Here is a 26,464-nt window from a genome sequence, read left to right as displayed (position 1 = left end):
GGATACGGGAATCGGCGCGCCGGTTGCAATCGGCGTGGTGCAACCGCCGTGTCGCCGGGCGTATCTCCTTGGTCAACCGACCGATGCAGGCGCGCCATGAACTTCGACATCCTGATTCCCATCTCCCTTTTCGCCGCCGTCGCCTACTCGATCAAGGTCACGGTGGAAGCCTATGCGCGCCGCCGGATCTTCGAGGCCCGGGGCTCGGAAGAACTGGTGCGCGCGCTGCTCGAAGGCGAGGCGCGCCGTCGCCGCCAGTCATCCCTGCAGTGGGGCGCGGTCCTGGTGGCGCTGGCCATCGGCTTCGGCCTGGTGGAACTGATCGGGGCGCGCGAGGTCACGCCGGGCGTGGCAGCGCTGCTGCTTGGTGCGACGGGTCTGGGCCACCTGGCCTACTACCTGCTTGACGGCCGGAAGCGGTGAGGGCGCCCGTCTTCAATCGTGGACCGGGATCCCGATGATGCTCCTTGCAGTGATGCTCATGGCGGCCCTCGGCGACGCCGGCAACGTGGATGCCGCGGCGCGGTCCGATGCGTGTGCCATCGGGGAAGCGGCGCGAAGCGACTTCGACGCGCAGGTGCCCTTCGAAGTTGTCGATGGACGCATTTATGTCCAGGCCCGGGTCAATGGGCGGGGACCGTTCCGCTTTGCCGTCGATACGGGGGCCAGCGGCAGAGGCCGCGCCGACGCTACCCTGGTTGCCGTGCTCGGGCTTGAGGTCCATGGAAGCGCAAGCACCTCCGACGGACTGGAGAGCACGGTCGTGGATACCACGCGCCTGGAGTCGCTGGCGCTGGGCGGCCTGTCGCGACACGACCTGGAAGTGATCACCCGCGACTACAGCCGCCTGATGTCGCCGGAAGCGCCATTCCTGGGGATCCTTGGCCGCGGGTTCTTTGAAGACGGCCTGCTGGTCATCGACTATCCGCGGAGGATGCTGTCCTTCAGCCGCAGCCTTGTCCTGCCGGCCGGCGGGGATTCGATCCTGGAGTACGAGCGGCCTTTTCGCGTCTCCGTGTCGATCGGCGATGTCCGGACGGAGGGCAACATCGATACCGGCGCGAACGTGGCCTTCCTCATGCCGCAGGCGCTGTATGGCCAGCTCGAGGGTACGCCGCTGGAACCTGCCGGTGCGGGAGGGCTGACCAACGGACGGATCGAAACCATGCGCGGCGTGATCCGCGGGCCCGTCAGGATCGGTGCGGCGAGCATCGAAGATGCCGAAGTGCGGGTGTCGGATCGCTATCCGGAACTCCTGGTCGGCGCGCATGCGCTCCAGGGCTTCGTGATCCTTGTCGACCAGCGATCGAAGCGGGTCGCACTGTGTCCGCCCGCCAGCCCCGGAAAAACCTGACGGCTGTCTGGCGCAACAGGCGCTGCGGGATCGGTCAGACTGGCCCGATGAAACCACACGCCCCGTCCTGCGACCGCAACCGCGATCCGATCCTCGCGGTCCTGCGCGAGCGCTTCGCCGGCCACCGCCGCGTGCTCGAGATCGGCAGCGGCACGGGCCAGCACGCGGTCCATTTCGGCGCGGCCATGCCCTGGCTCAGCTGGCAGTGCTCCGAGTTCGCGGACAACCTTGCCGGCATCCGCCTCTGGCTCGACGAAGCTGCGCTGCCCAACACGCCGGCACCGATCACGCTCGACGTCGCGCACGGGCCCTGGCCTGCCGCGGGCCGCTTCGATGCGGTGTTCACGTCCAACGCCCTGCACATCATGGGCTGGCCCGAGGTCGAGGCCTTTTTCGCCGGCGTCGGCCGGGTGCTGCACGACGCGCCGGGCGGCACCCTGGTCGTGTACGGACCGTTCAACTACGGCGGCGCGTACACCAGCGACAGCAATCGCGACTTCGACGGCTGGCTGAAGGCGCGCGATCCGCGTTCGGGCATCCGCGACTTCGAAGCGGTGGCGGCGCTGGCGTCCAGGGCCGGCCTGCACATCGCGGCCGATGTCGCGATGCCTGCCAACAACCGCTGCCTGGTCTTCTCGCGCAGGGCGGCCGGCCACTCGACACCCTGACCCTTCGACGGGCGCTGCCACCGGCGCCCGCGCAGGACGCGCAGCGTCGGCATCCCACTGGAGCGACGAGGCACTGTCCGCCCGGCGCATCGGGTGGCGTATATCTCCGGGACCCGCTCGGGTGGCTTCGCGCCACGCGAACGGACCTTCTCTTCATGCCCGGGAAAGGATGCCGCCGATGATGCCCATGCGCCCATTGTTGTTTGCTTGCCTGCTGAGTACGGGCACCACCCTCTGCTTCGCAGGGCCGCCGCCGGCGCCGCCTGCCTGGGCCAGCGCCGCCGGCTTCAGCCACGTCGATGCCGACGCCGTTGAAAGCGCGGCGTACTACAGCGCGGAGCGCTTCCCGGGGCAGGGCGCGTCGGCCTTCAATCCCGACGCCGACCTGGCGCCGCCGGTGCGTGCCCTGCTGCTGGTCGAGCACCGGGAAGGACTGCTGCCGCACGCGCGCTACCGGGTCAGCTGGCACGTCGCGGCCGATGCCCAGGCGCCGGACCGGAACCTGGACTACGTCGAAGTGCAGCGCTTCAACCTGGGGCCCGCGCGGCACCAGGACCTGCGCGGATCGGTGCCGGACGAGCACCTGGCCGATGTGTCCGAATTCGGAGTCGGGCCGGACGTGGCCTGGCGATTCGTGATGGCGCCGCGGCAGGGAATGCGCGCCGGCGTGGAAGAGGCGGCGCGCAGGGAGCTGTCCGCCGACGAATCGACCGCGGTGGACTGCCTCGGGTCGCCCTGCGCTGCGCTGGCAGGTCCTGCCGGGCCCGAAGGCGAATGGTTCGGGCGTGACGTTTCCGCGCCGCCCGACCGCTATGCGGCCAGGACCGGGGACGGCAGCCCGCATCCGGCGCGCGTCGCCGAGGACCTGGTCGTGGCCATGGGCGAAGAGGCCGATCGCCCGGCGCCGTTCAACCCGGCCGCACCGCGCTTCGTGTTCGTGATCTCCGCCAATGCGGACGGCCAGGACCTTGCGACCACGGCGCTTGCGCGCGACACGCTGGTGTTCGATGACGACATCGGCACCATCTGGGCCCGCTGGCAGCAGGTGTCCGATGCGACGCCGGAATCGGCGCTGCTGTACCAGTCGCGCACCCGCTGATCCTCCCCGATCCATGACCAGCCCGCGAGTGATCGCGGCAGGAGATCCACGCCATGCACACGCCTTTCCACCGGTCCCGCCCGCGGTCCGTCCGCAGCTCCCTCATTCCGGCCGCGTCCACGGCCACGCTCGCGCTGCTGCTGGCCGGCTGCGGCGGCGATGGCGCCGCCGAGGCCGGACGTGCCGATGCCGGGGGGACGGGGGTGTCGACGTCGGCCCCCGCCCGGTTCGATGCCTCACTGAGCGATTCACCGTGCAGCGTGGTCACGGTCGACACCGTCGCGACCGTTTTCGGCCTGCCGGTTGGCGAAATCGAGCAGCACGAATCCGCCGGCATCTGCCTCTACAACTGGAAGGGAGACGGCATGGTCATGGACGCCACCGTCCATGTGGCCCGGGTTGCCGAGGATGCCGCGGCCGCGGCGCAGCACTTCGCCAACGTCACCCGCGGAATGAGCGGCGACGAACTCGGCAAGGCGATGGACGGCATCAGCGAGCAGGCGCGTGCAAGCGCGGGGCCGGACAGCGCGGCGGCCGGCGCGCTGCTGGCAGGAGCCGCGGACGCCACGCGCAGTGCTTCGCGCGGAATCGAGTTCAGCGACGTCGACGGCGTTGGCGACCAGGCCCGCATGCTGGTGGGACGCGGTGACCTGAGGGTGCTGGTCGACAACCTGCATTTCAGCGTCACCGCCCATCACGGCGAGCGGATGGCGGCGCCTCCCGACCTCACTAAGCTGGTGGCGGCGAGCCGGGCCTGGCACCAGACGACCCTGGCCGAGCGTGAAGAACAGACGATCGCGCTCGCGCGGGCCGCAGTCGCGGCGCTTTAGGCGCTGGCGAGGGGGCTTCGGCTCCCGCTCTTGCCTGTGGTTTGACCTGGATCATCGCCGCCGCGCCGCAGGCGTCGCAGCATGGGGCCATCGGCGCCGTTGGCGCCTCAGCAGGAGACGACGATGGAGTTCCATGTCCGTGCGTCGCGGCCGCTGCCGCCGCTGGCGGTGATCGAGGATGCTCTGCTGGCCTTTGATCCGGCCGCGGTGGTCGACATCGATCCGGCGCAGGGCCTGCGCGTGAACGCCGCGATCGACGCTGCGCAGCTGGTGGGCCTGATCAACGAGGTCGGCGGCGATGTGCAGCCGGCCGACGTCGAGCAGCAGCCCTCGGTGTGCTGCGGCGGCTGCAGCGGCTGACGCCCGCACCGATCCGCCCCACGCCCGTAGGAGCAGCTGCAGCTGCGACCCACGCAACGCCCCACAGACCTGTAGGAGCAGCTACAGCTGCGACCCGCGCAACGCCCCACAGACCTGTAGGAGCAGCTATAGCTGCGACCCGCTGCATGCGGTCGCAGCTGTAGCTGCTCCTACAACAGCGGCCCTGCGGCCCTGCGGCTTGGGGCTTCGTGGCGTCAGGCCGCCTGCACGATGCGCAGCGGATTGGCCCACTCGCGCAGCAGGTCGGCTTCGCGCGCCTTCGCTTTCTCCAGGTGCGCATGCTTGACGTGGCCATAGCCGCGGATGTGCTCGGGAATCGAGGCGATCTCCGCTGCCAGCGCCACGTTGCCGGAGTCCAGCGCGTCGAGCAGGCCGCCCACGGTGAGCTCGTAGCCGTCGATCAATGCGCGCTCGGTGCGCCGTTCCGCGGTGTAGCCGAACACGTCCAGCGGCGTGCCGCGCAGGCCCTTGAGCTTCGCCAGCAGCTTGAACGCGCTGAACACCCAGGGACCGAAGGCCTTCTTCTGCAGCCGGCCCTCGGCGTCGCGCCTGGCCAGCAGCGGCGGGGCGAGGTGGAACTCGAGCCGGTAGTCGCCCTCGAACTGCTGTTCCAGCTGGCGCTTGAACTCGCCGCTGGTATACAGGCGCGCCACTTCGTACTCGTCCTTGTAGGCCATGAGCTTGAAGAAGTAGCGGGCCACGGCCTCGCTGAGATCGGTGGCTCCGGGCGCGCGGGTTTCTTCGGCTGAGCGCACGCGGGCGACGAGGTCGGAATAGCGACGCGCGTACTTCGCGTCCTGGTAGTCGGTGAGGAAGGCGACGCGGCGGGCGACCAGTTCATCAAGGCTTCGCGACAGGCGGGCATCGTCCAGCGGCAGGAATGCGATGGTGTCCGCCCCTGCAGGCAGGTGGCGAAGGTCGTCTTCGGTGCGCTGCGGCTTGGGCGCGCTGGTGGCGCCCCATTCGTTGCCTTCCCAGTCACCCGGCGGCAGCGCGTCAAGCAGCGTCGGCGTGGCTTCGGCGGCGGTCCGCGGGTTGCGCACGATGCCGGCGGCCTCGTACACCGCTTCGATGTCGACCGCGCCCAGGCGGCCCCAGGCAAACGCCGTCTTGTTCATCTCGATCGCGGCGCCGTTGAGCTCCACCGCGCGCATCAGCGCGTCCAGCGACAGCGGCACCAGGCCGCGCTGCCAGGCGTAGCCGAGCATGAACAGGTTGGCCGCGATGGCGTTGCCCAGCAGCGCCGTGGCGAGCTGGGTGGCGTCGACGATGCGCAACGCATCGGAATCGCCCGCCGCCGCGGCGACGGGGCCGCGACCGGTACCGGGACCGTCACCCGCGCCCGCGCTTGCGGCAGGGATACCGGCATCGTCCATGCCCAGCGCGGTACGCACCGCGCTGATGATGTCGGTCGCCGGGAACTGCATGTCGGGCCGCGTGGTGAACGTGCCCGGCATCGCTTCGTAGCTGTTGACCACCACCTGCGAACGGCCGGCGCGGAGCTTTGACAGCGTCCAGTAGTCGTTGACCACCACCATGTCGCAGCCCAGCACCAGGTCGGCCTCGCCGGCGGCGATGCGCACCGCGTGGATATCCGACGGTGCGCCGGCAATGCGGATGTGGGTGGTGACCGCGCCGCCCTTCTGCGCCAGGCCGGTCTGGTCGAGGACGCTGGCGCCGCGGCCTTCCAGATGCCCGGCCATGCCGAGCAGGGCGCCGATGGTGACCACGCCGGTGCCGCCGACGCCGGTGACCAGGATGTTCCAGGGCCGCGCCCCGTCGCTGGCGCACACCGGATCGGGCAGGTTGGCCAGGCGCGACAGGCCGGTCGCGGCCTTGCCCTTGCGCGGGGTGCCGCCGTGCACGGTGACAAAGCTCGGGCAGAAGCCTTCGACGCAGCTGAAGTCCTTGTTGCAGGCCGACTGGTCGATCTCGCGCTTGCGCCCGAACTCGGTTTCCTTCGGCAGCACCGAGACGCAGAACGACTTCACGCCGCAGTCGCCGCAGCCTTCGCAGACCAGCGAGTTGATGGCCACGCGCTTGGCGGGGTCGGCGATCTTTCCGCGCTTGCGGCGGCGGCGCTTCTCGGTGGCACAGGTCTGGTCGTAGATGAGGATGCTGACGCCCTTCACTTCGCGCAGGCGCTTCTGCACGGCGTCAAGCTCGCGGCGGTCGTGGAACTCGACGCCGGCGGGGAAGATCGAACGGTCGGACCACTTCTCGATTTCATCGCTCACCACGACGATCGCCTGCACGCCCTCGCTGCGCACCTGGTGCGCGATCTGCGGCACCGACAGCGTTCCGTCCACCGGCTGGCCGCCGGTCATCGCCACCGCGTCGTTGTAGAGGATCTTGTAGGTGATGTTGACGCCGGTCGCGACCGACTGGCGAATCGCCAGCGTGCCGGAGTGGAAGTAGGTGCCGTCGCCGAGGTTCTGGAACACGTGCCGCGTTTCGGTGAACGGTGCCTGCCCCGACCAGGTCACGCCTTCGCCGCCCATGTGGGTGAAGGTCTCGGTGCTGCGGTCCATCCACGTGACCATGTAGTGGCAGCCGATGCCGGCCATCGCGCGCGAGCCTTCGGGCACCCGGGTCGAGGTGTTGTGCGGACAGCCGGCGCAGTAGTGCGGCACGCGCGGGAACTGCGCGCGCGGCAGCGCCAGCGCACCTTCCTTCTCTTCCATCCAGCGCAGCACGTCGGTGATGTGCGCGGAGTCGCGCGCGTCCATCGGAATGCCGCGCTGGTGAATGCCGCCGTGGAGCCGACGCGCGATCACGCCGGCGATGGTGGCAGGCGTCAGCTCGCCGGTGGACGGCAGGATCCACTCGCCGGCCTCGTCGTACTTGCCGACGATGCTCGGCCGGCGGCCGCCGTCGAGGCCGAAGTCGAAGTTGTAGAACAGCTCCTTCATCTGGCTCTCGATGAAGGCGTGCTTCTCCTCCACCACCAGGATGTCCTCGAGCCCGTGCGCGAACGCGCGGATGCCCACGGGCTCCAGCGGCCAGGTCATGCCGACCTTGTAGACGCGGATCCCGAGTTCGGCGCAGGCCTGCGCGTCCAGGCCCAGGTACTCCAGCGCCTGCAGCACGTCGAGGTAGCTCTTGCCGGTGGTCACGATGCCGAGCCGCGCGGCCGGCGAATCGATCACCACGCGGTCGATACGGTTGGCGCGCGCGAAGGCCTGCGCGGCCTTGACCGCATAGCGGTGCAGGCGCATCTCCTGGTCCATCGGCGGGTCGGGCCAGCGGATGCCGAGGCCACCGGGCGGCATGTCGAAATCGTCCGGGGTCACGATCTCGAGCGCGAACGGATCGACGTCCACCGACGCCGACGACTCGACCGTTTCGGCGATGGTCTTGAAGCCGATCCAGCGCCCGGTGTAGCGGCTCATCGCCCAGCCCAGCAGGCCCATGTCGAGGATGTCCTGGACGCCGGCCGGGTTGAGGATCGGCATCAGCGCGCTGGTGAACTCGCCTTCCGAGCCGTGCGGCAGGGTCGACGAGCGGCAGGCGTGGTCGTCGGCGGCCAGTGCCAGCACGCCGCCATGCTGCGAGGTGCCGGCGGCATTGGCGTGCTTGAACACGTCGCCGGAGCGGTCCAGGCCCGGGCCCTTGCCGTACCACATGCCGAACACGCCATCGACGGTCGCGCCCGGGAACAGATTGGTCTGCTGCGTGCCCCAGACCATGGTCGCGCCGAGGTCCTCGTTGAGGCCGGGCTTGAAGTGCACGTTCGCGCCTTCCAGATGCCTCCGCGCGCGCCACAGCTCCAGGTCGAAGCCGCCCAGCGGCGAGCCGCGGTAGCCGGACACGAAGCCGCCGGTATTCAGCCCCGCGGCCTGGTCGCGCAGGCGCTGCATCATCGGCAGCCGCACCAGCGCCTGCACGCCGGACAGGTAGATGCGGCCCTGCGTGCGCGTGTACTTGTCCTCCAGCGTGTAGTCGTGGTCGGTCACGCCACGGGTCAGGCCGGTGCTGGCGGAAGCGGGCGAGGAGAGTTCGGCGGTGCTGGTCATGGCAGGGCCCTGTGGCGTGCGTGGACGCTGGCGGAGGCGCGCGCCGGCCGTCGCACGGCTGCGCGAGAGCGCGGAAGCGCGGAGGCGGCGCGGATTCTAGCAGCGGGCGGGGTCCGCGATCTGTCGCGGGCACCGGTGCGACGGCGGAGGCTGAATCCACGCGGTGCACCCGGTACCATGCGCCCCGGAGTGCAGGGGCTCCGCCAACCCAAGTGACGCCATGAACCGTTTTGCCACGCGCCTGATCGGCGCCCTCGTGCTAGTCGTCCTGCCGCTCGGCCTTTTTGCCCAGGACATTCCCAGGCCAAAGGAATTCTATTTCGAGGCCGACACCGACGTGACCCGGCCGCTTGAGCTGTATCCGGCGGCGGACGGCGACGACGTCGTGGCGCGCCTGCTTCAGGTACGCGACCGCGGTCGCCGCGATGCGGCCCTGGCCGGCGCGCAGTTGGCGCACATCTCCTATGCCAGCGGTCGCGCCGACACCGGCGCGGCGCTCTACGCCGAGGCCTTGCAGCGCGCCGAGGGCGCACGCCAGCGCGACGCGATGCACTGGAACCACGGCTGGGACCTGTACCGCGACGGCAATTTCGCCGGTGCCCTCGAACAGTGGCGCATTGCCGGCGCCGAGCGGCTCAAGGGACCGTCCTGGCTGCCGCCGACCCTGGCCCTGGGACTGTGGCGGCTGGACCGCCGCGACGAGGCCGTGCGCTGGTATGCCGCCGCCGTCCGCACCGAACCGCGGCTGTGGCAGTCGCCGGACCTGGCGCGGCTGCTGCCGGACTGGACCGAGGCCGATCGCGCGCTGCTGGCCGAGGTGGCCGCGGCCTGGCGCGTGGCGCCGCCCGCCTGGCCCTGATCGCGGCGAGCCGGCGCCGCTATTCGCCGACGCCGGCCTCGAGCGGCACGTCGTGCGCCCGCAGCCAGTCGATGACCGCCCGGCGCTCGCCGCGCGCGCGCTCGTTGAGCAGTGAGTCGCCGAGCTGGAAGTAATACGGCTGGAAGGTTTCGCCGGCGCCGTTGGTGGCGTGCGCAGGCGCGCCGGACTCCAGCAGCAGCAGCACCATCGCGCCGGCGTTGATCGAGCCGGCCGCGTGCAGCGGCGTGGCGCCGTTGTCGTCGGCGGCGCCGGGGTCGGCACCGGCGTCGAGCAGCATCTGCACCTGGGCGTCACCGCGGCCGAGGATGGCGCGCACCAGCGGGGTTTCACCGGTCGCGCTGTTGCGCAGGTCGGGATCGCCGCCGTGGTCGAGCAGGGCGCGCAGCAGGGCGGGATCGTCGCCGAATGCGGCCGCGTGCATCGGGCTGCCGCCGCCGGGCGACGGGCGGTTGGGATCGGCACCCGCGTCCAGCAGCGCGGCGACGGTGGCAGGTTGCCCGGCGGCCACGGCCAGCTGCAGCAGGCTGGTGCCATCCTTGCCCGGCGTGTCCGGGTTCACTCCGGCCAGGCCGGCGCGCAGCGTATCGGCGTCGCCGCGCAGCGCCGCGTCGGCGAGCGGGGAGAGCTGCGGGTCGGTGAAAGGATGGTCCATGGTCGGCGGTCCACTGCATGCGGCCGCGCTTGCCGCCAGGAGAAGGATCAGGGCACTGGTGCGCATCACCGGGGATGGTGCCATAGCGACGCGCGGTCAGCGGAACCAGTTGCGCACGGTCTGTGCGGCACCGCCGAGCAGGTCCGCGGCCTTCTCGACCACGTTGCCGCTGAAGTCGGCCACGGCTTCGACCGCGCGGCCACCGGTGGCGACCACGTCCGCGGCGGCGTCGCTGAGCGGGCCGTCGAAGCGGTCGTCGATGCGCCGGGCCAGCGATTCGGCGCCGTGGCGCAGGGTGTCGCCGCTTGAGTTGAAGACGCCCTCGGCGACGTCGCCGGCGATGCGGAAGCCGCCCTGCACGCCGTTGCCGCTGGCGAAGTCGGTATCCACCACGTCGATGATGTCGCCGGCGAGGTCGTGGGTGTTGCGCGCGAAGTCGTCCTGCAGCTCATCGGGGACCATGTCGACCAGGGTTGCGCCGGCTCCCTGCGGCGGGTTCCGGTAGCCGGGCTCCCAGGGCTGCTGCTGGATCATGGCTTCAGTGAGCAGTTCCGGGCTGTGGCTGACCGCGCCGCGCACCAGGCCGGCGACATCGCCCAGCACCGGGACGTTCAGGCGGTCCAGCGCTTCCAGGCCGGCGCCGAGGCCGATGGCGACCGGGGTCGGCAGGCCGGTCTCGAGGGCCAGGCCGCGCGGTACCAGGGTCAGGTCCTGCACGCCTTCGGCCTTGACCACGATCTGCGTGCCCAGCGCATCGGGGGCGGCGAGCGCGATCGGGCTGCCCTCCTGGACGTTGGTCAGGAGGTCGTCACCCAGCGAATAGCGGCGGATCATGCCGCCCTCGGCGATGTCACGCGCGGCCTGCGGGTCGATGCCCATGCGGTCCAGAGTGTTGGGATGGATGCCCGAGGCGTCGAAGGTGACCGCCGGCACGCCGGAGGCCAGCGCGGCCACCGAAGCCAGGCCGCCGCCCTGGGAGTGCCCGGTGATGGCGAGGTTGGTGGCGTTGCCGTCCGCGTCCATGGTGCCGAAGCGGCGCTCGAACTCGACCGCGGTGCGGGTGGCCAGGCCGCTGAACTTGTCGATCTGGTCGCTGGTGGTGAAGCCGGCGCCCTGGCGGAAGTTGTTCATCCAGTCGGCGCCGCTGCCGTCGGTGCCGCGGTAGGCGAGCACGAAGTTGCCGTTGCAGTCCCGGTAGACCTCGGCCTTGAAGTGCTGCGCGACCAGCTGGTCGCCGCCGTCGAGGTACTGCGCGCGCCACGCGGCGGGGTCGTCGATGCCGGCGGCGGCGAGATCGGCGTCGGTGACCGCGCTCCAGCCGGCCGGGGGCGCCGGGCGGGCCTCGTAGACCGCGGTGGCCAACTGCGACAGCACCACGTCGAATTCCTGCGCCTGCTGCCCGCCGGCCACCGCGGACAGCTCGCCGGGACCGACGCCACCGGGTGCGCATTGCGGCGCCGCGGTGGGCGACAGCGCGGACAGCTGCGGGTGGTATGCGGGTTCGTGGCGGCCCTGCAGCGGCTGCGCCGCGGGCGCGTTCGCCGCGTCGGTCGCGGGCGGCGGCGCCTGCCGGAGCCTGTGCAGGTGGACCGCGGAGGCGGAATCGGTGTCCAGGCGCATCGGCTGCATGACGGCGGTCCAGCGAGGGTCTGCAGCCAGTGGACCGCCGGTCGCGGCCGCGTTCAATCGGGGGCACACCCTAGGTCGGATTCGCCGTGTCTGGCGCGCGTGGCACCGGGATCGCATTCACCGGCGCGCGGATATGCTGCGGTGATCGACCACGCCGATGGAGTCGCCCATGCGCATCCGCTTCCTGTTGCCCCTCCTGCTGCTGTCGGCGCTGGCCGCGCCCGCCCTTGCGCAGACGCCGTCGGAGTCCGCGCCCACGGAAGCGGAGCTGCAGCGTGCGCAGCAGCGCGCCGAAGCCTGGCAGGCTTATGGCCTGCGCGTGGCGTCGGTGCTGGGGCGCTCGGACGGCGCCCGCGACCTGGCGCTGGCCGCCCTGCTGGAAGCGATGGCGCAGCCGTATGACCCGGGCCGGCGCGTCGCCGACGGCGTGGACGCGGACCGCTGGCGTTCGGACGCCGGGGCCAGGGGCGCCGGCGACACCATCAGCCAGCAGCTGCTGCTGGCCGCAGGCACGGTGGCCGGTGAGCAGGCCGCCGCCAGCGCCGCCGCGCGCCGCTGGCAGGCCCTCTCGCCCGGCAACCTGGCGCCGCTGCTGCACCAGGGGCTTGGGCCGGAAGCGGTGCTGTCGGCGGCCGCGCAGTCCACGCGCAATGCGCCCGAGCCCTATCCGATGCTGCGCTGGGTTGCCGACACGCTGGCCAGGCATCCGCCCACGCGGGCGGAATGGGCGGCGTTCGGCGAGGGCGCGCAGCCGTCGCCGGCGGCGCATGCCGCGGTGTGGGCCTCGTCGCTCCACGGGGTGCTGCTGCCGGATTACCGCGAGGTGCTGGCTGCCTGCACCGGGCGCCAGCTGCGCGCGACGGGCCGCGCGGACGCGTGCCGCCACATGGCCGACCTGCTGCTGGCGCGGCCGCAGACCGTGCTCGATGAACGCATCGGCCTGTCGATGGCGCGCGCGCTGACCCGCAGCGCCGCCGAGCGCGCACCGCTGGATGCGCGCCGCCGCGGCGTCGACTGGCGACAGGAGCAGCTGGCGGAGCTCGCAGGGCGGGACGAGGCCGGTAGCGGCGACGCGGAGCTGCTCGTCCGCCTGCTCGCCGATCCCGCGATCGATACCGAAGACGCGCTGGTCAGGCGCACCTTGGCCGAGGCCCGTCTTGCGCAGGAGCCGCCGGCAGGCTGGCGTGCGCCATGGCAGCAGCCGCGACGCTGACCGCGCTCGCCCGGCCCGTGGCCGTAACCGCGCACCTGTGGGAGCGGCTATAGCCGCGAAGCTTTTCTATCCGGGATCCCGGAGATTACGTTTCCTGTGGGGGCTCCGTATCGCGGCTATAGCCGCTCCCACAGGCGTCGGTGCGGGGCCAGCAGGCGCCGGTGGAGGGCGGCAGGTTGGGGCAAGGCCCAGGCAGCTGCCCAGGCAGCTCCCTGGTCGTGGCTTCAGCCGCGCGGCGTGACCGCGACGCCGTTGGCCTCAAGCCAGGCGTCGATTTTTTCGAGGTCGCGGCGGGTGGCGACGTTGAGCAGCTTGGGGTCGCCGCGGAACAGGTAGTCCTGGAACGTGGCGCCGGTGCGATCGGCGGCGCGCGGGTCGGCGCCGCCCTCGAGGAAACGCAGCACCGCGCCCGAGTCCTTGACCAGGGCCGCCTGGTGCAGCGGCGTGGTGCCGTTGCGGTCGGCCACGTCCAGGCGGGCGCCGGCGCGCAGCAGCAGCGCGATATTGTCCTCGCTGCCGGCGCGGAGCGCGTCGAACAGCGGCGTGGCGCCGGTGGTGGTGTTGGGCGTGTCGGGCGACATGCCGTGTTCGAGCAGCACCTCCAGCCAGCCCTGGGTCTTGCCCATCGCCGCCAGATGCAGCGCGGTGCGGCCGTCGGCGTTGCCGAGCGCCGGGTCCGCGCCGAGCGCAAGCAGCAGGCGGAACGCGCCGCGGTCGCCCTGCTTCATCACCCACTGCAGCAGCGGCTGGCCCTGGTCGTCGACGCTGTTGGGATTGGCGCCTGCGGCGAGCAGTTCGCGCGCAAGCGCTTCGTCGCCGCCGGTCACGGCGTCGGCAAGCTGGGCGTTGCCGGGATTGTCGAAGGCCTTGCCTGGAGTCACGTCGGTCCCTTGCCGGGCGCAGCCGGCGGTGGAGGCGAGCATCAGCGACGCAGCCAGCAGCGCGCGAACGCAGCGCGGCACCATCCTGGTGGAGGGCGCCGCGTGTGCTTGCGTGTGGCCTGCGTCGGTCATGTCGGGCACGTTACTACGTCACAGCTGCAGCGTGCGTGGCGCCGGTCCGATGGCTCAGAACCAGTTGGTCGGGTTGAGCTTCTCGCCCAGCCATTCGACGCCATCGGAGGTCGCCTGGCCGACGTCGCCAACGAAGTCCGACACCGCCTCTACGCCGTCGCCGATCACGTCGGTGACGGTGTCGATGACCTCACCGGCGCCGTCGGCGACATCGCTGACGACCTTGCCGGTGTCTTCAACGAATCCGGCCACGGCATCGAGCGGGGCATCGAGCCCGGTGGCGTCGCCGATGTCACGCAGCAGCCCGCCGCCGGCATTGGCGAGGTTCTGGGTGGTGTCGCCGACCAGACCCAAGGCGCCGTCGGCGATGTCGCCGACGCTGTCGATGGCGAAGTCGAGCACGTCGCCGACCACCTGCGCGGTGCCGTCGACGTTGTCGCCGTTGGCGAAGGCCTCGCGCCCGGCGTCGCCGATGCCGTCGATCATCTCGGCACCGTTGTCCCAAAGGTCACCGACCACGTCCTGGCCCTGGCGGATCACGCTGCCAAGCTGGTTGAGGTTGTACTCGCCCACGCGCTCAAGGCCGTCGCGGCCGATGTTGCCGACCACGCCGATGGTGCCGCCGGCGATGTCACCACCAACGTCAAGCGCCTGGTCCACGGCCCAGCCGAGGGCGGGACGGCCACCTGCGGACAGCGCGTCGTTGGCGAAGTCGCCGAGCCGGTCGAGGCCGCCGTCGACGGCGCTGCCGGCGCGCTCGGGCAGGGTGGGCCGGGTGGACGGATCGTAGGCGGTGTTCTGCTGCAGGGCGTCGACGTAGGAGGCGTTGTCGCCACCGCCGCCGTGCAGGGCGGCCAGGTCGCCGATCCCGCCCATGCCGGCGGGCGGATCGATGCGCAGCTCATGCCCGACCGCGTTGGGCGGCGACATGCCCAGGATCGGGATGATCGGCAGGTCCTGCTGCGCGCCGTTCAGCGGATCGCCGTTGACGATGTAGCGGCGCAGCTGGCCGCTGTCGGCGGCGTCCTCGCGCACGGCGTTGGGATTGAAGCCGAGTGATTCGAGGGTCTGGTCGCTGAGTCCCGACGCGTTGAAGGTCACGCCCGGCACGCCGGTGGCCAGCGACGCGGCGGAGGCGAGGCCGCCACCCAGCGAGTGCCCGGTGAAGGCCACGTTGCCGTCGCCGAAGACGCGGTTGGCGGCCTCGGCCAGGGCCACGGCGTCCTTGTACTGGCCGCTCTCGAAGCCCAGGCCCTGCTGCGCGTTGTCGTCGGCATCGCCGGACGGCGCCAGGCCCCAGTCGTCGGTGCCGCGATAGGCGACGACGTACTGGCCCTGGTCGTTCTGGTAGATCGAGGCGTCGAAGCCTTCGGAGGTGCTGAGCAGGGCGGGATCGATCGGGATCTCGTTGCCCTGGGCATCGACCAGCGAATTGCCGTCGGCGCTGGGCTCGAGCGCGGTCCAGCCGGCTTCGGCCAGGGCCTGCTCGGTCTGCGGGTTGTCGGCCGCGTAGACGTCGTTGGCCATCATCGCCATCTGCAGGTCCAGGTCCGGCTGCGGCTGGGTGCCCGCGACCTGGCCGGCGAAGCTGCCGTCGCCCTGGGGATACTGGTTCGCGACCTGCTTCAGCTGCGGCGGCGGCAGCAGCCCCGTTGCGAAGTGGTTGTCCAGGCGCATCTGCTGCGCGATGGACATCTGGCTGGACACCTGGAAGCTCATGGCCGACTCCACGGATCGATGCCATGAAGCCTAGCCAGCGCGGCCGCTGGCGCCAGCTGGGAGTGACCCTAGTGAATGCGGCTGCGCGCTCAGTCCGCCGGCACCGTCCGCCCCAGCGCCCAGCCGCGCAGCGCATCCACCTGCTCGGCCATCACCACCGACAGCGGCCGCGTGCGCTTGAGCTCGGCGCGCAGCAGGAAGTCATTGAGCGGGGTGCCGGCTGCGTGCGCGGCATACAGGCCGGAGACGATGGCCTGTTCGATCTCGGCGCCCGAGAACCCTTCGGCCGCCGTGGCCAGGCCATCCAGGTCGAAGCCCGCCGGTTCCAGCCCGCGCTTGCCGAGGTGCAGCGCGAACAGCTCGCGCCGCGTCTCCACGCCCGGCAGGTCGACGAAGAAGATCTCGTCGAAGCGGCCCTTGCGCAACAGCTCCGCCGGCAGCTCGTGGACCTGGTTGGCGGTGGCGACCAGGAACACGTGCGACTTGCGCTCCGCCATCCAGGTCAGCAGGTAGCCCAGCACGCGCCGTGAAACCCCGCCGTCGCCGTCGCCGGTGGACGAGGCCAGGCCTTTCTCGATCTCGTCGATCCACAGCACGCAGGGCGCGAGCAGCTCGGTCGACTCCAGCGCCGCGCGCAGGTTCTTCTCGGTCTCGCCGTGGAACTTGTCGTACAGCGTGCCGAAGTCCAGCCGCACCAGCGGCACGCCCAGGCCGCCGGCGATCGACTTCGCCAGCAGCGACTTGCCGCAGCCCTGCACGCCCAGCAGCAGCACGCCCTTGGGCGGATCCAGCCCCGGCGGCGCGCTGCCGGAGGTGAACACCGAGCGCCGCAGGTCGATCCAGCGCTTCAGCGCGCGCGCGCCGGCGACGTCGGCGAATCCCGCGGTGTCGTATTCGTAATGCAGGTGCCCGCTGCGGTTGAGCAGCTCGAACTTGAGCTTCGCCAGCTGCGGCAGGTCGTCGCGGCCGAGCGCGCCGTCGTTGAAGATCAGCTGGCGGGCGATCCGGCGGGCGTCGCCCAGCGAAAGGCCCTGCAGGTTGCGCACGATCAGCTTCACCGCGTCGGCGTCGGCCTCCACGCGGCGGCCGCCGTGTTCCGCCTGGTAGCGCACGGCCTCTTCGCGGACCAGCTTGAGCAGGGCGTTGGCGTCGGGCAGGCGGATGCCGAAGCGCACCGCCCGGGCTTCGAGCTCGGCGGGCAGCTCCACCTTGTGCCCCACCAGCACCAGCACGTGCGGCTGGCAGCCGCGGCGCTGGACCAGGTCGCGGAGCATGCGCTGGGTGCCGGCGTAGCCCAGGTAGGGATGGAAATCGAGCAGCAGGTAGACGCCGCGCTGCTCCGCGCCATGGATCGCGCGCAGGGTGCTGGTGGCGTCGGGTGCGTCGTCGGTCGGGTCCTCGCCGTCGAGGTCCAGGCGGCGCAGGCCTTCGGTGATGGTCCAGCGGTACAGCGCGCGCCAGACGTGCAGCAGCGACTGCCGGAACAGCTCGACCACCCTGGGCTCGTCCGGGGTTTCGACGATGATCAACGGGGTATCGGCGCGGATCAGGGCCGCCAGGTCCTGCAGGTCGCTCATCGGGTACGTGCTGCCAGTGCTCGGGAGTCGGTGCATTCTAGGTGCGCGATGTCGTGTCGGGCGGTGTACCCTCGACTGCCGTACGTTGGCGGACGTGACCGGAGAGCGCATGAAGACGGTGCTGGTGGCCAGTTCCAAGGGCGGTGCAGGCAAGACCACGATCGCAACCCACCTCGCCGCGCACGCGGCCGTCGACGGCCTGCGGACAGCAATCATCGACGCCGATCCACAGCAGTCGTCCACCCGCTGGGCCGAGCGCCGCGCGGGGCTTGAAAGCGCGGTCCTGCCGATCGCCGGCGCCAGGCGCGCCGCGACGGCCTGGAAGTCGCTGCCGGAAGACACCCAGCGGGTGGTGGTGGACGCACCGGCCGGCGCCATGGCCGACGATCTCGCGATCTGGCTGGAACATGCCGACGCCGTGGTGGTGCCGGTGCTGCCGTCCGCGCTCGACCTCGACGCCACCGTGCACTTCCTCGACTCGCTGGCCCGGCACGCGAGGGTCCGCCGCGGCGACCTGCGCGTGGGCCTGGTCGCCAACCGCATGAAACCGTGGACCAACGCCTCGCAGGCCACGCTCGACCTGCTGGGGCAGTGGCCCTATCCGGTGGTGGCTTCGCTGCGCGACAGCCAGGCCTATGTGCTGCTGGTGGGCCTGGGGCGCAGCCTGTTCGACTACCGTTCCGCCCAGGTACGCAACCACCAGGCGGACTGGGCACCGTTGCTGAAGTGGCTGCGCAAGGCCTGAGCCGTTCGCGGCGGACAAAGGAGAATCGACCGATGGCAACCGACGTGAGGGACATCCTGCTGCTGCGCCACGCCCATGCCGAGGCGGCGGGGCCGGGGCAGGCCGACCTCGATCGCCCGCTTTCGCCGGAAGGCCAGGCCGAGGCCGAGGCCGCCGGGCGCTGGCTGCTTGAGCACAGGCTGCTGCCCGACCAGGTGCTGTGTTCGCCGGCGCGGCGCACGCGCGAGACGCTTGAAGCGGTATTCGGCGTGGTCGGCTACGTGGAACAGCGCCTGGAACCTTCCATCTATGACGCCACCCCCGGCACGCTGGCGGCGCTGGCCGACCAGCATCGCGATGTCGGCCGGCTGATGCTGGTCGGCCACAATCCCGGGCTGGAGCGCCTGGTGGCGCTGCTGCACAGCGGCCAGTCCGGGGAGTACCGCGGCATGCCGCCGGGCTCGATCGCGATGCTGCAGCTGCCGGTGGGCGCCGAGGTCGAACCCGGCGCGGCGCGGCTCATCGACTTCTGGTGGCCGTGAGGCGTGTCCCGGTCGCCGCCTGCGCGCTGCTGGTCGCACTTCTCGCCGCCGCCCTGCCGGCAGCTGCTCCGCTCCGCGCCGCGGACATCGACACCGCGAGCTCGGAAGTCGGCTTCAACCTTGTCACCCGCTGGGGCGAAGTGGTCGAGGGCCGCTTCCCGGTCTTCGAAGGCCGCCTGACGCGCCTGGCCGATGGTCGCCAGCAGGTGCGGCTGTCGCTGTCGACGACCGACGTGGAGATCCTCGGCAGCCGGCGCAATACCCAGCTCACCCGCGGCAGGGGCTTCTTCGACGCCGAACGCCATCCCTGGCTCAGCTTCGTGTCCGACCCCTTCGATCCGCGGCTGCTGGTGGACGGCGGCGCGCTGCCGGGCGTGCTCAACATCCGTGACGTGCAGCAGCGTGAGGCATTCACGGTGTTGCCCTCGACGTGTGCGCGCCCGGCGCTGGACTGCCCGGTGCTGGCGGCGGGCCTGATCGATCGCAGCCACTACGGAATGAACCGCTGGAGCGTTGCGATCGGGCGCAAGGTCCGCTTCCAGCTGCGCATCCGGGCGACGGAGGGTGGCGGCGGGAACGCGGACGCGCCCGGGGCGGGGGGCGTGGGATGAAGGCCGTGCTGCGCCTCTTGCTGCTGGCCGCCGCGCTGGCAGCCGGCGGCTGCGCCACGCTGTCTCCGGAACAGGCCGAGGCCGCGGCGCGCGTGGCCGGGCAGGCGCGCCCGGTGCTGGTCGACTGCCTGCGCGACGATGCCTGCGCCACGCCTTCGGCACTGCGCAGGCTGGGGCTCGACGCGATGGCGGACAGCGCCCCCGGCGCGCCGCGCCACCACGCGCTGATCCTCGACTACGGGCAGGATGCGCTGCTCGCGCGCCTGAGCATGGTGCGCTCGGCGCAGCGCACCATCGACGTGCAGACCTACATCTTCGACGAGGACGACGCCGGGCATCTGTTCCTCGACGAACTGCTGGCCGCAGCGCGGCGCGGGGTGCGGGTGCGGGTGCTGGTGGACCAGCTGTCGGCGCTGCGCGAGGTCGAGACCCTGGCCGCGCTGGCCGGTGCCCATGCCAACTTCGAGATGCGCATCTACAACCCGGTGCTTGGACGCGCGCGCATCAGCTATCCGCAGTACGTGCTTGCCGCGGCCTGCTGCTGGCGGCGGCTCAACCAGCGCATGCACAACAAGCTGCTGCTGGTCGACGACCTGGCCGGGATCACCGGCGGGCGAAACTACCAGAACAGCTATTACGACTGGGACCCGGAGTACAACTTCCGCGATCGCGACCTGTTCGTCGCCGGGCCGGTGGTGGCGGACATGGCCGCCAGCTTCGAGCAGTACTGGGGCGCGCGGCTCACGCGCACGCTTGCCGGGCTCGGCGACGTCGGCCAGCTGCTGCTGCGTGAAGGCGTGCCGCGGCTGCCGCATGCGCCGTTCGAGCTGCCGGCGCGCGTGGAACAGATCTCGCGCGATGCCGACGACGCCGGCCTGGTGGATGCGCTGGCGGCGCAGGCGCTGCCGGTCGCGGCGGTGGAGTTCATTTCCGACCCGCCGCAGAAGCATCGCCGCGACTATGAAGGCGTGGCGCCTTCCACCCGCGGCCTGCGCGAGCTGATCGAGGGCGCGCGCGAGGAGGTGCTGCTGCAGACGCCCTACCTGGTGCTGTCGCCGGTGGCGCAGGACCTGTTCCGCGAACTGCACGGGCGCGAGGATCCGCCGCGGGTGCTGGTGTCGACCAACAGCCTGGCCGCGACCGATGCCTTCATCACCTATGCGCTGTCGTACAAGTACAAGCGCCGGCACCTGCGTGAATTCGGCTTCCAGATCCACGAATTCAAGCCCTTCCCGCAGGATGCGCCGATCGACGTCGAGGCCACCGGCACGGTGGTTCTCGACGGCGGCGACGGTGAGCGTGCGCGCATCCGTCCGCTCGAGCGCGAGTACTCGGCGCTGCGCTGGTCGGGCTTCTCGGCGCACGAGCGCGTGCCCTTGCACCGCGGCGGCGTGCGCTTCGGCCTGCACGCCAAGTCGCTGGTGGTCGATGAGCGCATCGGCGTGATCGGCACCCACAACTTCGATCCGCGCGGTGACAACTACAACACCGAAAGCGCCGTGGTGATCGAAGACGCGGCATTCGCACGCGCGCTCGCCGCCAGCGTCCGTCGCGACATGGCGCCGGCCAATGCCTGGACGATCGCGCGCCGCGACCGCCCGTGGCTGCTGCCGGGCCTGGACTACTCGCTGGGCAAGGTGTCCGAATCGCTGCCGGTGTTCGACCTGTGGCCGACGCGCTACGCGACCAGCTACGAGTTCCAGCCGGGGCCGGGCTGCGTGGAGCCGCCGCCGCCGCCGGGCGATCCGCGATTCCGCGCCTGCCACGAGCCGGTGGGCGACTTCCCCGAAGTGCGGGTCGGCCTGCGCGGCCTGCTGACCCGCATCTTCACTGCGTTCGGTGCCGGACTGGCCCCGATTCTCTGAGCGTTGCCTGGACGACCGTTCGTCGGCAAGACCGCCGAAACGGGCCGCTGTGACTTTTGTCCTATTGCAGTAGGATTGTGGTGTGGTACTTTACCAGCACACCAAGTCACAACCCCCGAGGACATCGCCATGTACCGCACCGACGCCAACGTTTCCTTTGCCGCCAGCCACGCCGCCGCGAGCGTCAGCGGCTCCGCGAAGTCGGGCAGCGCCACCGGCCTGGCGCCGCGCTACCGCTCACGCGACTTCGGCACCGGCTACGGCAGCAGCAGCGGCTACGCCGCCGCCCGTCGCTACGCACCAGGCGGCCAGCCGGCCCCGCGCTTCCGCCTGATCTGATCGGATTGACCACGGGGGAGCCCGGTCCTAGGCTGGCGCGCCGCGGCGCCAGCCCGGGACCATCGGAGCCCTCCATGACCGTCCCACCGTCGATTTTCCGCCGCGGCCTCGACCTGGCTGCGCTCAATGCCCTCTCCCGGGGCACCGCGATCGAAGCCCTGGGCATCGAATTCGTCGACATCGGCGATGACCACCTGGTCGCGACCATGCCCGTGGATGCCCGCACCCGGCAGCCTTACGGCCTGCTCCACGGCGGCGCCTCGGTGCTGCTGGCCGAAACCCTGGGCAGCAGCGCCGGCAACATGTGCGTGGCCGAGGGCGAGGTCTGCGTCGGCCTCGAGATCAACGCCAACCACGTGCGCGCCGCCCGCGAGGGCGTGGTCAGGGGCACCGCGCGCGCGCTGCACATCGGACGCAGCACCCAGGTCTGGGAGATCCGGATCGAAGACGCGCGCGGCCGCCTGGCCTGCATTTCGCGCCTGACCCTTGCGGTGGTCGCCGCGGCCTGAGCGCCGCCAAGCTACCCGCGCCGGAAGCCATCCGGTATCGTTTCGCGATGCGTTCCCCCACTGCTTCCACCGCGTCCGCCGGCGCCCCGCTGGCGCGCGCGGGCCGTTATCTCCTGCGCGTACCGATGCTGCTCTGGCACGCGCTCGTGCACCTGCCACTGGTGATGATCGGCCTCGCGCTGCCGACCGACCGCATCGGGTTCGGCGGCGAAAGCCTGCGCGACCGCCTGGCCCGGGCCTGGCAGGGCGGGCTGCTGCGGGTGTTCGGCCTGCGCATGCGTCGCGTCGGCACGCCGCTGCCGGGCGGCACCCTGTTCGTGGCCAACCACGTCAGCTGGATGGACATCTCGGCGCTGCACAGCCAGCGGATGATGGGCTTCGTCGCCAAGCGCGAGATCGACGGCTGGCCGCTGGTCGGGCGCATGGCCCGTCGCGGCGGGACCATCTTCCACCAGCGTGGCAGCCAGGAATCGCTGGGCGGCGTGCTTGGGGTGATGGTCGAGCGCCTGCGCAGCGGTCGTTCGGTGGGCGTGTTCCCGGAGGGGCGCACCCGCGACGGCGTCGAGGTCGGACCCTTCCACGCCCGCATTTTCACCGCCGCGGTCGAGGCCGGGGTGCCGGTGCAGCCGGTGGCGCTGCGCTACGGCGCGCGCGCCGAGGGCCAGCGCGTGGTCGCGTTCCATCCACACGAAAATTTCCTGCAGAACTTCCTGCGCCTGCTCGGCGAGCCTGCGCGCGTGGTCGATGTGGTCTTCCTTGAGCCGGTGCTGCCGGGCCAGGCCGAGGGTCGCGCCGCGATCGCGAAGATGAGCCGCGAGCGCATCGTCGCCGCGCTGCGGGAGCCGTGAGCCCGGCCACCGCCAGCCCCTATCGGCCGCCGCGCTGGCTGCGCAACGCCCATCTTCAGTCGGTGCTTGCCGGCAGCCCCCTGCGCCGCCGCCGCGGGCTGGCCGCGCTCGCCGCCAGCGGCGCGGTGACCCGGGAGGTCGTGGTCGATGGCGGCGGGGGTGTGCGCCTGCTCGGCCTGCACACCGCGCTGCCCGGCGTCGAGCCGCGCGGCATGGCCCTGCTGCTGCACGGCTGGGAGGGCAGCGCGGAGTCGGCCTATGTCTGCCTGGCCGCGGCCGGCTTCCTGGCGCGCGGCTACGACGTGTTCCGGCTCAACTTCCGCGACCACGGCGGCAGCCACCACCTCAACCCCGACATCTTCCATTCCGCGCGCATCGACGAAGTCGTGCACGCCGCGCGGGACATCGCCGGGTGCATGCCGCGGCCGCGGCTGGTGGTCGCGGGGCATTCGCTCGGGGGCAACTTCGCGCTGCGCCTGGCGCTGCGTGCGCCCGCCGCCGGGCTGTCGCTGGACGGGGTGGCCGCGGTCTGCCCGGTGTTGGACCCGGCGCGGACCATGGAGGCGATGGAGCGGGGACTGCCCCTGTACATGCACCACTTCGAGCGCAGCTGGCGGCGCTCGCTGGTGCGCAAGCGCGAGCTGTTCCCCGATCGCGTGGGTTTCGACGACGCGGTGCTGCGCCTGCGCATGCGCGCGCTCACCGAGTGGCTGGTGCTGCGGCACACCGACTTTGGCAGCCTTGCTGCCTACTTCGACGGCTATTCGATCGCCGGCGACCGCCTGGCGGGACTCGCGGTGCCGGCTTCTATCCTGACCAGTGCCGACGATCCGGTGATCCCGGTGGATGACTTCCATCGCCTGGCCCTGCCTGCAGGGGCGCGGCTGGAAGTCGCGGCCTGGGGTGGCCATTGCGGCTTCATCGAAGGACCGCGGCTGGATGGCTACGCCGAGCGCTGGGTGGTCGAACGCCTGGCCGGCGAAGGCTGAGCGGGCCGGACGGCTACAATCGGGGTTTTCGGCGCGCCGCGCCGGCAGGACGGCCTTCCCATGCAAGAAAAGATTCTCGACGCGCTGCGCCGCGGCGACACCCGGACCGCGCTGGATGCGGCGCGCACCCATGCGGCGGACGCGCCCGGCGACGTCGACGCCCAGCGCCTGCTGGCCCTGGCGCTTCGTGCCAGCGGCGACCTCGACGGCGCGCGCGAGGTGATCCTGGCGGCGATCGCGCTGGCTCCCGATTCCGCCGAGCTGCACATGGAACACGCCACCCTGCAGCTCGGCTTGCGTGACCTCGAGGCCGCGCGACAGGCGATGGGCGCCGCGGCGGGCGCCGACCCCAACCACTTTGCCGCCTATGCCATGCGGGCGCACCTGGCGCTTGCCGCCGGCGACATCGCCGAGGCCGAGCGCCAGCTGCGCCTGGCCGGGAGGGTCGAACAGGATCATCCCGAACTGCAGGCGCTCGGCGGCATGATCGCGCTGCGCAAGGGCAACAACGGCGCCGCCATCGCGCAGCTGTCGGCCGCGCTGCAGCAGGCACCCGGCGATCCGCTCACCATGCAGGCGCTGGCGTTCGCGTATCTCAGGGAGGAGCACTTCGCCTTCGCCGAACAGGCCTTCCGCAAGCTGCTCGAGGCTCCGCCGCTGGCCAATGACGCGCGCCTCATGCTCGCGCTCACGCTGGCGCGCCAGGGCCGCCCGGTCGACGCCATCGACGAACTCGCCCCGCTGCTGGCCGACCAGGCCACGGCCACGCTGCAGGTGCGGCGTTTCGTCGGCGAGCTCGAACTGTCGGCGGGCCGGCCGGCGCGCGCGCTGCAGCACCTGCGCGAAGTGTTCGTGGTGCAGCCGGGCGAACTCCGGGCCACCACGGCGATCGCCGAGGCCTGGCGCCGGCTTGGGGCGACCGACGAAGCGCGGAACATGCTCGATGCGGCGCTGGCGACTTCGCCCGGTATCGATCTCCTGTGGTACGTGCGCCTGGTCTTCGATCCGCTGGGCGACGTTGCCGCCGGGCTGATCGAGCGCTGGCGCCAGCACAGTCCGGAATCGATCGATGCCCTGGAAGCGGAGATGAAGCTCAACGCCATCGAAAACCGGCCTGCCGGCACCGAGGCCGCGGCGCGGGCGCTGCTTGAGCTCGAGCCGGACCACTTCGACGCCGGGATGAAGCTGGTGGACGCACTGCTGGTGACCGACCCTGCCGAGGCGCTGCGGCGCATCGAGTCGCTGCTGGCGCGGGAAGACCTGCACCCGGACGCCAGGGCGACCCTGGACATGGGGCTGGGCCTGGCACGGCACCGCACGGGTGACTTCGCCGGCGCGCTGGATCACTGGAACCGGCGCATCGCGGCGGGGCCGGGCAACCGCCTGGCATTGCCCAGGGCCACCCCGGCACCGGCCGAGTGGCCCGAAGCCGCGGCACCGGTCGCCGACGCGCCTCCGGCGGTATTCCTGCTCGGCCTGCCGGGTGCGCTGGCCGAGCGCGGCGCGCGGCTGCTGAAGGTCGTGCCGGCGTTCCGCGACGACCGCGTCGGTGCCAACCCGCCGGCCGATATCTTCCAGGACATCGGGTCGTGGGCGAATGTCGCTTCGGGGGCCTTCGATGCGCCCGGCGTGATCGCCACCTGGCGCAAGGCCCTTCCCGGGCGCGGCATCCATGACGCCGTGATCGACTGGATGCCGTGGTGGGACAACAGCTACACCGCGGCCGTGCGCGCGGCGCTGCCCGAGGCGCAGCTGCTGGTCCTGCTGCGCGACCCGCGCGACATGCTGATGGACTGGATCGCATTCGGCGCGGGCACGCCGTTCGCGGCGGAATCGCCACAGCTCGCGGCCGGCTGGCTTGCCGCCGCGCTCGACCAGGTCGCCACCCTGCACGAGCAGAACCTGGTGCCGCACCGCCTGCTTCGTGTCGACGAGGTCGCCGACGACCCCGTGGCAATGGCGGCCCTGATCGGCAGCGCCCTGGGCAGCAGCCTGCCGCCGCCGCCGGCCGGCCTGTTCGGCACCCCGCGCTTCGCCGCCGGCGACTGGCGCCGCTATGCCGACCAGCTTGCCGGTCCCTTTGCCAAGCTGGCGCCGGTCGCACGCCGCCTCGGCTATCCCGAAGCCTGACCACGAGGACATCCCCATGACCGCCACCGCCATGCACATCGCCAGCGAAAGCTTCGACCACGGCCAGCCGATTCCCGCCGCGTTCGCCTTCGGCACGCCCGACGGCCTCGGCGGCAACCGCAATCCGCAGCTGTCCTGGGGCGGTGCGCCGGCGGGCACGCGCGCGTTCGCGCTGCTGTGCATCGACGCGGACGCGCCCACCGACCCGGCGCTGGTCGCCAATGACAGGGTCGACATCCCGGTCGAACATCCGCGCGGCGACTTCATGCACTGGGCGATGGTCGACATCCCGCCGCAGGTCACCTCGATCGAAGCCGGCAGCTGCAGTGACGGCGTCACCAAGGGCGGCAAGCGCACGCCGCCGGGGCCGTCCGGCACGCGCCAGGGCCTCAACGACTACACCGGCTGGTTCGCCGGCGACCCGGAGATGGGCGGCGACTGGTCCGGTTACGACGGCCCGTACCCGCCGGCGCACGACCTGCGCCTGCACCGCTACTTCTTCCGCGTCTTCGCGCTGGATGTCGAGCATCTGGAACTGCCCGAACGCTTCACCGCCGGCGACGTGCTGCGCGCGATGCAGGGCCACGTGCTGGCCGAAGCCGCGACCTGGGGCAGCTACGGCCTGCATCCTTCCCACGCCGCGTAGTGACATGGCCGCGATCCGCAGCCCATGAACCCGCAGCCCGTGAGCCCCAGCCCATGAACCCGCAGCCCATGGACCTCCAGCCCATGAACCTCCAGCCCATGAACCTGTGGGAGCAACTGTCTTTGATTAGTCCAAGGCTGGCTGCCAGGATTTGCCGTCCCTGAGCATGGCGTTGAGCTGTCCCAGGAAGGCGCGCATGCAGGCAACCAAGGCCACCTTGGCGCATTTCC

General features: G+C 71.5%; 24 protein-coding genes and 1 pseudogene. 18 read left to right on the top strand and 7 right to left on the bottom strand.

The genetic code is table 11. The annotated features are described in order from the left end of the window. The first annotated feature begins 96 nt into the window (after positions 1 to 96). The 6 genes from WCD84_RS12355 (at position 97) to WCD84_RS12330 (ending at position 4,311) form a co-directional block, all read left to right on the top strand. Positions 97 to 423: a hypothetical protein gene (locus WCD84_RS12355; RefSeq protein ID WP_343281542.1), complete on the top strand. Its 327-nt coding sequence runs from the start codon at positions 97 to 99 to the stop codon at positions 421 to 423. 85 nt (positions 424 to 508) lie between these two features. Further along, positions 509 to 1,354 carry an aspartyl protease family protein gene (locus WCD84_RS12350; RefSeq protein WP_343281541.1) on the top strand — a complete coding sequence of 282 codons (846 nt, stop codon included), beginning with the start codon at positions 509 to 511 and terminating at the stop codon, positions 1,352 to 1,354. Between the two features lie 47 nt (positions 1,355 to 1,401). Next, positions 1,402 to 2,022: a DUF938 domain-containing protein gene (locus tag WCD84_RS12345; protein WP_343281540.1), complete on the top strand. Its 621-nt coding sequence runs from the start codon at positions 1,402 to 1,404 to the stop codon at positions 2,020 to 2,022. Positions 2,023 to 2,200: 178 nt separating this feature from the next. Further along, complete coding sequence (locus WCD84_RS12340) at positions 2,201 to 3,121, top strand: hypothetical protein (RefSeq protein WP_343255185.1); 921 nt, start codon at positions 2,201 to 2,203, stop codon at positions 3,119 to 3,121. A 53-nt stretch (positions 3,122 to 3,174) separates the two neighbouring features. Then, positions 3,175 to 3,951: a hypothetical protein gene (locus WCD84_RS12335; protein WP_343281539.1), complete on the top strand. Its 777-nt coding sequence runs from the start codon at positions 3,175 to 3,177 to the stop codon at positions 3,949 to 3,951. 123 nt (positions 3,952 to 4,074) lie between these two features. After that, positions 4,075 to 4,311 carry a hypothetical protein gene (locus WCD84_RS12330; protein WP_343281538.1) on the top strand — a complete coding sequence of 79 codons (237 nt, stop codon included), beginning with the start codon at positions 4,075 to 4,077 and terminating at the stop codon, positions 4,309 to 4,311. A 215-nt stretch (positions 4,312 to 4,526) separates the two neighbouring features. On the opposite strand, the gene WCD84_RS12325 is transcribed toward WCD84_RS12330, so the two are convergent. Then, positions 4,527 to 8,348, bottom strand: coding sequence for an indolepyruvate ferredoxin oxidoreductase family protein (locus WCD84_RS12325; RefSeq protein WP_343281537.1), 3,822 nt, complete (start codon positions 8,346 to 8,348; stop codon positions 4,527 to 4,529). Positions 8,349 to 8,568: 220 nt separating this feature from the next. Between WCD84_RS12325 and WCD84_RS12320 the strand changes: the two genes are divergently transcribed. Next, entirely contained in the window at positions 8,569 to 9,207 is a 639-nt protein-coding gene (locus tag WCD84_RS12320; protein ID WP_343281536.1) for a tetratricopeptide repeat protein, read from the top strand. 19 nt (positions 9,208 to 9,226) lie between these two features. Here WCD84_RS12320 and WCD84_RS12315 read toward each other — a convergent pair whose 3' ends face one another. Both WCD84_RS12315 and WCD84_RS12310 read right to left on the bottom strand, forming a co-directional pair. Continuing rightward, complete coding sequence (locus WCD84_RS12315; protein ID WP_343281535.1) at positions 9,227 to 9,880, bottom strand: ankyrin repeat domain-containing protein; 654 nt, start codon at positions 9,878 to 9,880, stop codon at positions 9,227 to 9,229. A gap of 96 nt (positions 9,881 to 9,976) precedes the next feature. Continuing rightward, positions 9,977 to 11,509: a lipase family protein gene (locus WCD84_RS12310; protein WP_343281534.1), complete on the bottom strand. Its 1,533-nt coding sequence runs from the start codon at positions 11,507 to 11,509 to the stop codon at positions 9,977 to 9,979. Between the two features lie 169 nt (positions 11,510 to 11,678). Here WCD84_RS12310 and WCD84_RS12305 point away from each other — a divergent pair, with 169 nt between their 5' ends. After that, positions 11,679 to 12,722, top strand: coding sequence for a hypothetical protein (locus WCD84_RS12305; RefSeq protein WP_343281533.1), 1,044 nt, complete (start codon positions 11,679 to 11,681; stop codon positions 12,720 to 12,722). Positions 12,723 to 12,946: 224 nt separating this feature from the next. On the opposite strand, the gene WCD84_RS12300 is transcribed toward WCD84_RS12305, so the two are convergent. From WCD84_RS12300 to WCD84_RS12290, 3 genes are all read right to left on the bottom strand, one after another. After that, positions 12,947 to 13,735 carry an ankyrin repeat domain-containing protein gene (locus WCD84_RS12300; protein WP_343255177.1) on the bottom strand — a complete coding sequence of 263 codons (789 nt, stop codon included), beginning with the start codon at positions 13,733 to 13,735 and terminating at the stop codon, positions 12,947 to 12,949. A gap of 54 nt (positions 13,736 to 13,789) precedes the next feature. Continuing rightward, positions 13,790 to 15,454, bottom strand: coding sequence for a hypothetical protein (locus WCD84_RS12295; RefSeq protein ID WP_343255176.1), 1,665 nt, complete (start codon positions 15,452 to 15,454; stop codon positions 13,790 to 13,792). An 89-nt stretch (positions 15,455 to 15,543) separates the two neighbouring features. Next, entirely contained in the window at positions 15,544 to 17,031 is a 1,488-nt protein-coding gene (locus tag WCD84_RS12290) for an AAA family ATPase (RefSeq protein ID WP_343281532.1), read from the bottom strand. A 109-nt stretch (positions 17,032 to 17,140) separates the two neighbouring features. Here WCD84_RS12290 and WCD84_RS12285 point away from each other — a divergent pair, with 109 nt between their 5' ends. The 10 genes from WCD84_RS12285 to WCD84_RS12240 all read left to right on the top strand — a co-directional run bounded on the left by WCD84_RS12285 (position 17,141) and on the right by WCD84_RS12240 (position 26,234). Continuing rightward, complete coding sequence (locus WCD84_RS12285; RefSeq protein WP_343279775.1) at positions 17,141 to 17,776, top strand: ParA family protein; 636 nt, start codon at positions 17,141 to 17,143, stop codon at positions 17,774 to 17,776. A 44-nt stretch (positions 17,777 to 17,820) separates the two neighbouring features. After that, positions 17,821 to 18,297, top strand: a complete 477-nt coding sequence (locus WCD84_RS12280; protein ID WP_343255237.1) for a SixA phosphatase family protein — start codon at positions 17,821 to 17,823, stop codon at positions 18,295 to 18,297. After that, positions 18,294 to 18,908, top strand: coding sequence for a YceI family protein (locus WCD84_RS12275; RefSeq protein WP_343279774.1), 615 nt, complete (start codon positions 18,294 to 18,296; stop codon positions 18,906 to 18,908). The genes WCD84_RS12280 and WCD84_RS12275 overlap by 4 nt, the downstream gene beginning before the upstream one ends. Beyond that, a complete protein-coding gene (locus WCD84_RS12270) occupies positions 18,905 to 20,773 on the top strand; it encodes a phospholipase D family protein (RefSeq protein WP_343281531.1) in 1,869 nt (622 codons plus the stop codon). The genes WCD84_RS12275 and WCD84_RS12270 overlap by 4 nt, the downstream gene beginning before the upstream one ends. A gap of 129 nt (positions 20,774 to 20,902) precedes the next feature. Further along, a complete protein-coding gene (locus WCD84_RS12265) occupies positions 20,903 to 21,112 on the top strand; it encodes a hypothetical protein (RefSeq protein ID WP_343281530.1) in 210 nt (69 codons plus the stop codon). A 74-nt stretch (positions 21,113 to 21,186) separates the two neighbouring features. Continuing rightward, positions 21,187 to 21,621, top strand: coding sequence for a hotdog fold thioesterase (locus WCD84_RS12260; protein ID WP_343255170.1), 435 nt, complete (start codon positions 21,187 to 21,189; stop codon positions 21,619 to 21,621). A 47-nt stretch (positions 21,622 to 21,668) separates the two neighbouring features. Beyond that, entirely contained in the window at positions 21,669 to 22,469 is an 801-nt protein-coding gene (locus WCD84_RS12255; RefSeq protein ID WP_343281529.1) for a lysophospholipid acyltransferase family protein, read from the top strand. Next, complete coding sequence (locus WCD84_RS12250) at positions 22,466 to 23,458, top strand: YheT family hydrolase (RefSeq protein ID WP_343281528.1); 993 nt, start codon at positions 22,466 to 22,468, stop codon at positions 23,456 to 23,458. Before WCD84_RS12255 ends, WCD84_RS12250 begins: the two co-directional genes overlap by 4 nt. 60 nt (positions 23,459 to 23,518) lie before the next feature. Next, positions 23,519 to 25,588 (top strand): tetratricopeptide repeat protein, encoded by a 2,070-nt coding sequence (locus WCD84_RS12245; protein WP_343281527.1) that lies wholly within the window; start codon positions 23,519 to 23,521, stop codon positions 25,586 to 25,588. A 31-nt stretch (positions 25,589 to 25,619) separates the two neighbouring features. Continuing rightward, positions 25,620 to 26,234: a YbhB/YbcL family Raf kinase inhibitor-like protein gene (locus WCD84_RS12240; RefSeq protein WP_343255236.1), complete on the top strand. Its 615-nt coding sequence runs from the start codon at positions 25,620 to 25,622 to the stop codon at positions 26,232 to 26,234. Between the two features lie 126 nt (positions 26,235 to 26,360). Here the strand turns inward: WCD84_RS12240 and WCD84_RS12235 are convergent. Continuing rightward, positions 26,361 to 26,464: pseudogene (locus tag WCD84_RS12235) on the bottom strand (IS110 family transposase); the annotation flags it as partial.

The sequence above is a fragment of the Luteimonas changyuni genome (genome assembly GCF_039548395.1).
Lineage (GTDB): Bacteria > Pseudomonadota > Gammaproteobacteria > Xanthomonadales > Xanthomonadaceae > Luteimonas.
This window is presented reverse-complemented; position numbering and strand designations above follow the sequence as displayed.

Excerpts from the sequence above, each read along its gene's own strand:
- WCD84_RS12300 (WP_343255177.1), bottom strand. The coding sequence starts at position 13,735 with ATGACCGACGCAGGCCACACGCAAGCACACGCGGCGCCCTCCACCAGG.
- WCD84_RS12260 (WP_343255170.1), top strand. The coding sequence starts at position 21,187 with ATGACCGTCCCACCGTCGATTTTCCGCCGCGGCCTCGACCTGGCTGCG.
- WCD84_RS12335 (WP_343281539.1), top strand. The coding sequence starts at position 3,175 with ATGCACACGCCTTTCCACCGGTCCCGCCCGCGGTCCGTCCGCAGCTCC.
- WCD84_RS12285 (WP_343279775.1), top strand. The coding sequence starts at position 17,141 with ATGAAGACGGTGCTGGTGGCCAGTTCCAAGGGCGGTGCAGGCAAGACC.
- WCD84_RS12310 (WP_343281534.1), bottom strand. The coding sequence starts at position 11,509 with ATGCAGCCGATGCGCCTGGACACCGATTCCGCCTCCGCGGTCCACCTG.
- WCD84_RS12325 (WP_343281537.1), bottom strand. The coding sequence starts at position 8,348 with ATGACCAGCACCGCCGAACTCTCCTCGCCCGCTTCCGCCAGCACCGGC.
- WCD84_RS12355 (WP_343281542.1), top strand. The coding sequence starts at position 97 with ATGAACTTCGACATCCTGATTCCCATCTCCCTTTTCGCCGCCGTCGCC.
- WCD84_RS12295 (WP_343255176.1), bottom strand. The coding sequence starts at position 15,454 with ATGAGCTTCCAGGTGTCCAGCCAGATGTCCATCGCGCAGCAGATGCGC.
- WCD84_RS12305 (WP_343281533.1), top strand. The coding sequence starts at position 11,679 with ATGCGCATCCGCTTCCTGTTGCCCCTCCTGCTGCTGTCGGCGCTGGCC.
- WCD84_RS12255 (WP_343281529.1), top strand. The coding sequence starts at position 21,669 with ATGCGTTCCCCCACTGCTTCCACCGCGTCCGCCGGCGCCCCGCTGGCG.
- WCD84_RS12270 (WP_343281531.1), top strand. The coding sequence starts at position 18,905 with ATGAAGGCCGTGCTGCGCCTCTTGCTGCTGGCCGCCGCGCTGGCAGCC.
- WCD84_RS12320 (WP_343281536.1), top strand. The coding sequence starts at position 8,569 with ATGAACCGTTTTGCCACGCGCCTGATCGGCGCCCTCGTGCTAGTCGTC.
- WCD84_RS12330 (WP_343281538.1), top strand. The coding sequence starts at position 4,075 with ATGGAGTTCCATGTCCGTGCGTCGCGGCCGCTGCCGCCGCTGGCGGTG.
- WCD84_RS12290 (WP_343281532.1), bottom strand. The coding sequence starts at position 17,031 with ATGAGCGACCTGCAGGACCTGGCGGCCCTGATCCGCGCCGATACCCCG.
- WCD84_RS12245 (WP_343281527.1), top strand. The coding sequence starts at position 23,519 with ATGCAAGAAAAGATTCTCGACGCGCTGCGCCGCGGCGACACCCGGACC.
- WCD84_RS12315 (WP_343281535.1), bottom strand. The coding sequence starts at position 9,880 with ATGGACCATCCTTTCACCGACCCGCAGCTCTCCCCGCTCGCCGACGCG.
- WCD84_RS12340 (WP_343255185.1), top strand. The coding sequence starts at position 2,201 with ATGATGCCCATGCGCCCATTGTTGTTTGCTTGCCTGCTGAGTACGGGC.
- WCD84_RS12265 (WP_343281530.1), top strand. The coding sequence starts at position 20,903 with ATGTACCGCACCGACGCCAACGTTTCCTTTGCCGCCAGCCACGCCGCC.
- WCD84_RS12240 (WP_343255236.1), top strand. The coding sequence starts at position 25,620 with ATGCACATCGCCAGCGAAAGCTTCGACCACGGCCAGCCGATTCCCGCC.
- WCD84_RS12345 (WP_343281540.1), top strand. The coding sequence starts at position 1,402 with ATGAAACCACACGCCCCGTCCTGCGACCGCAACCGCGATCCGATCCTC.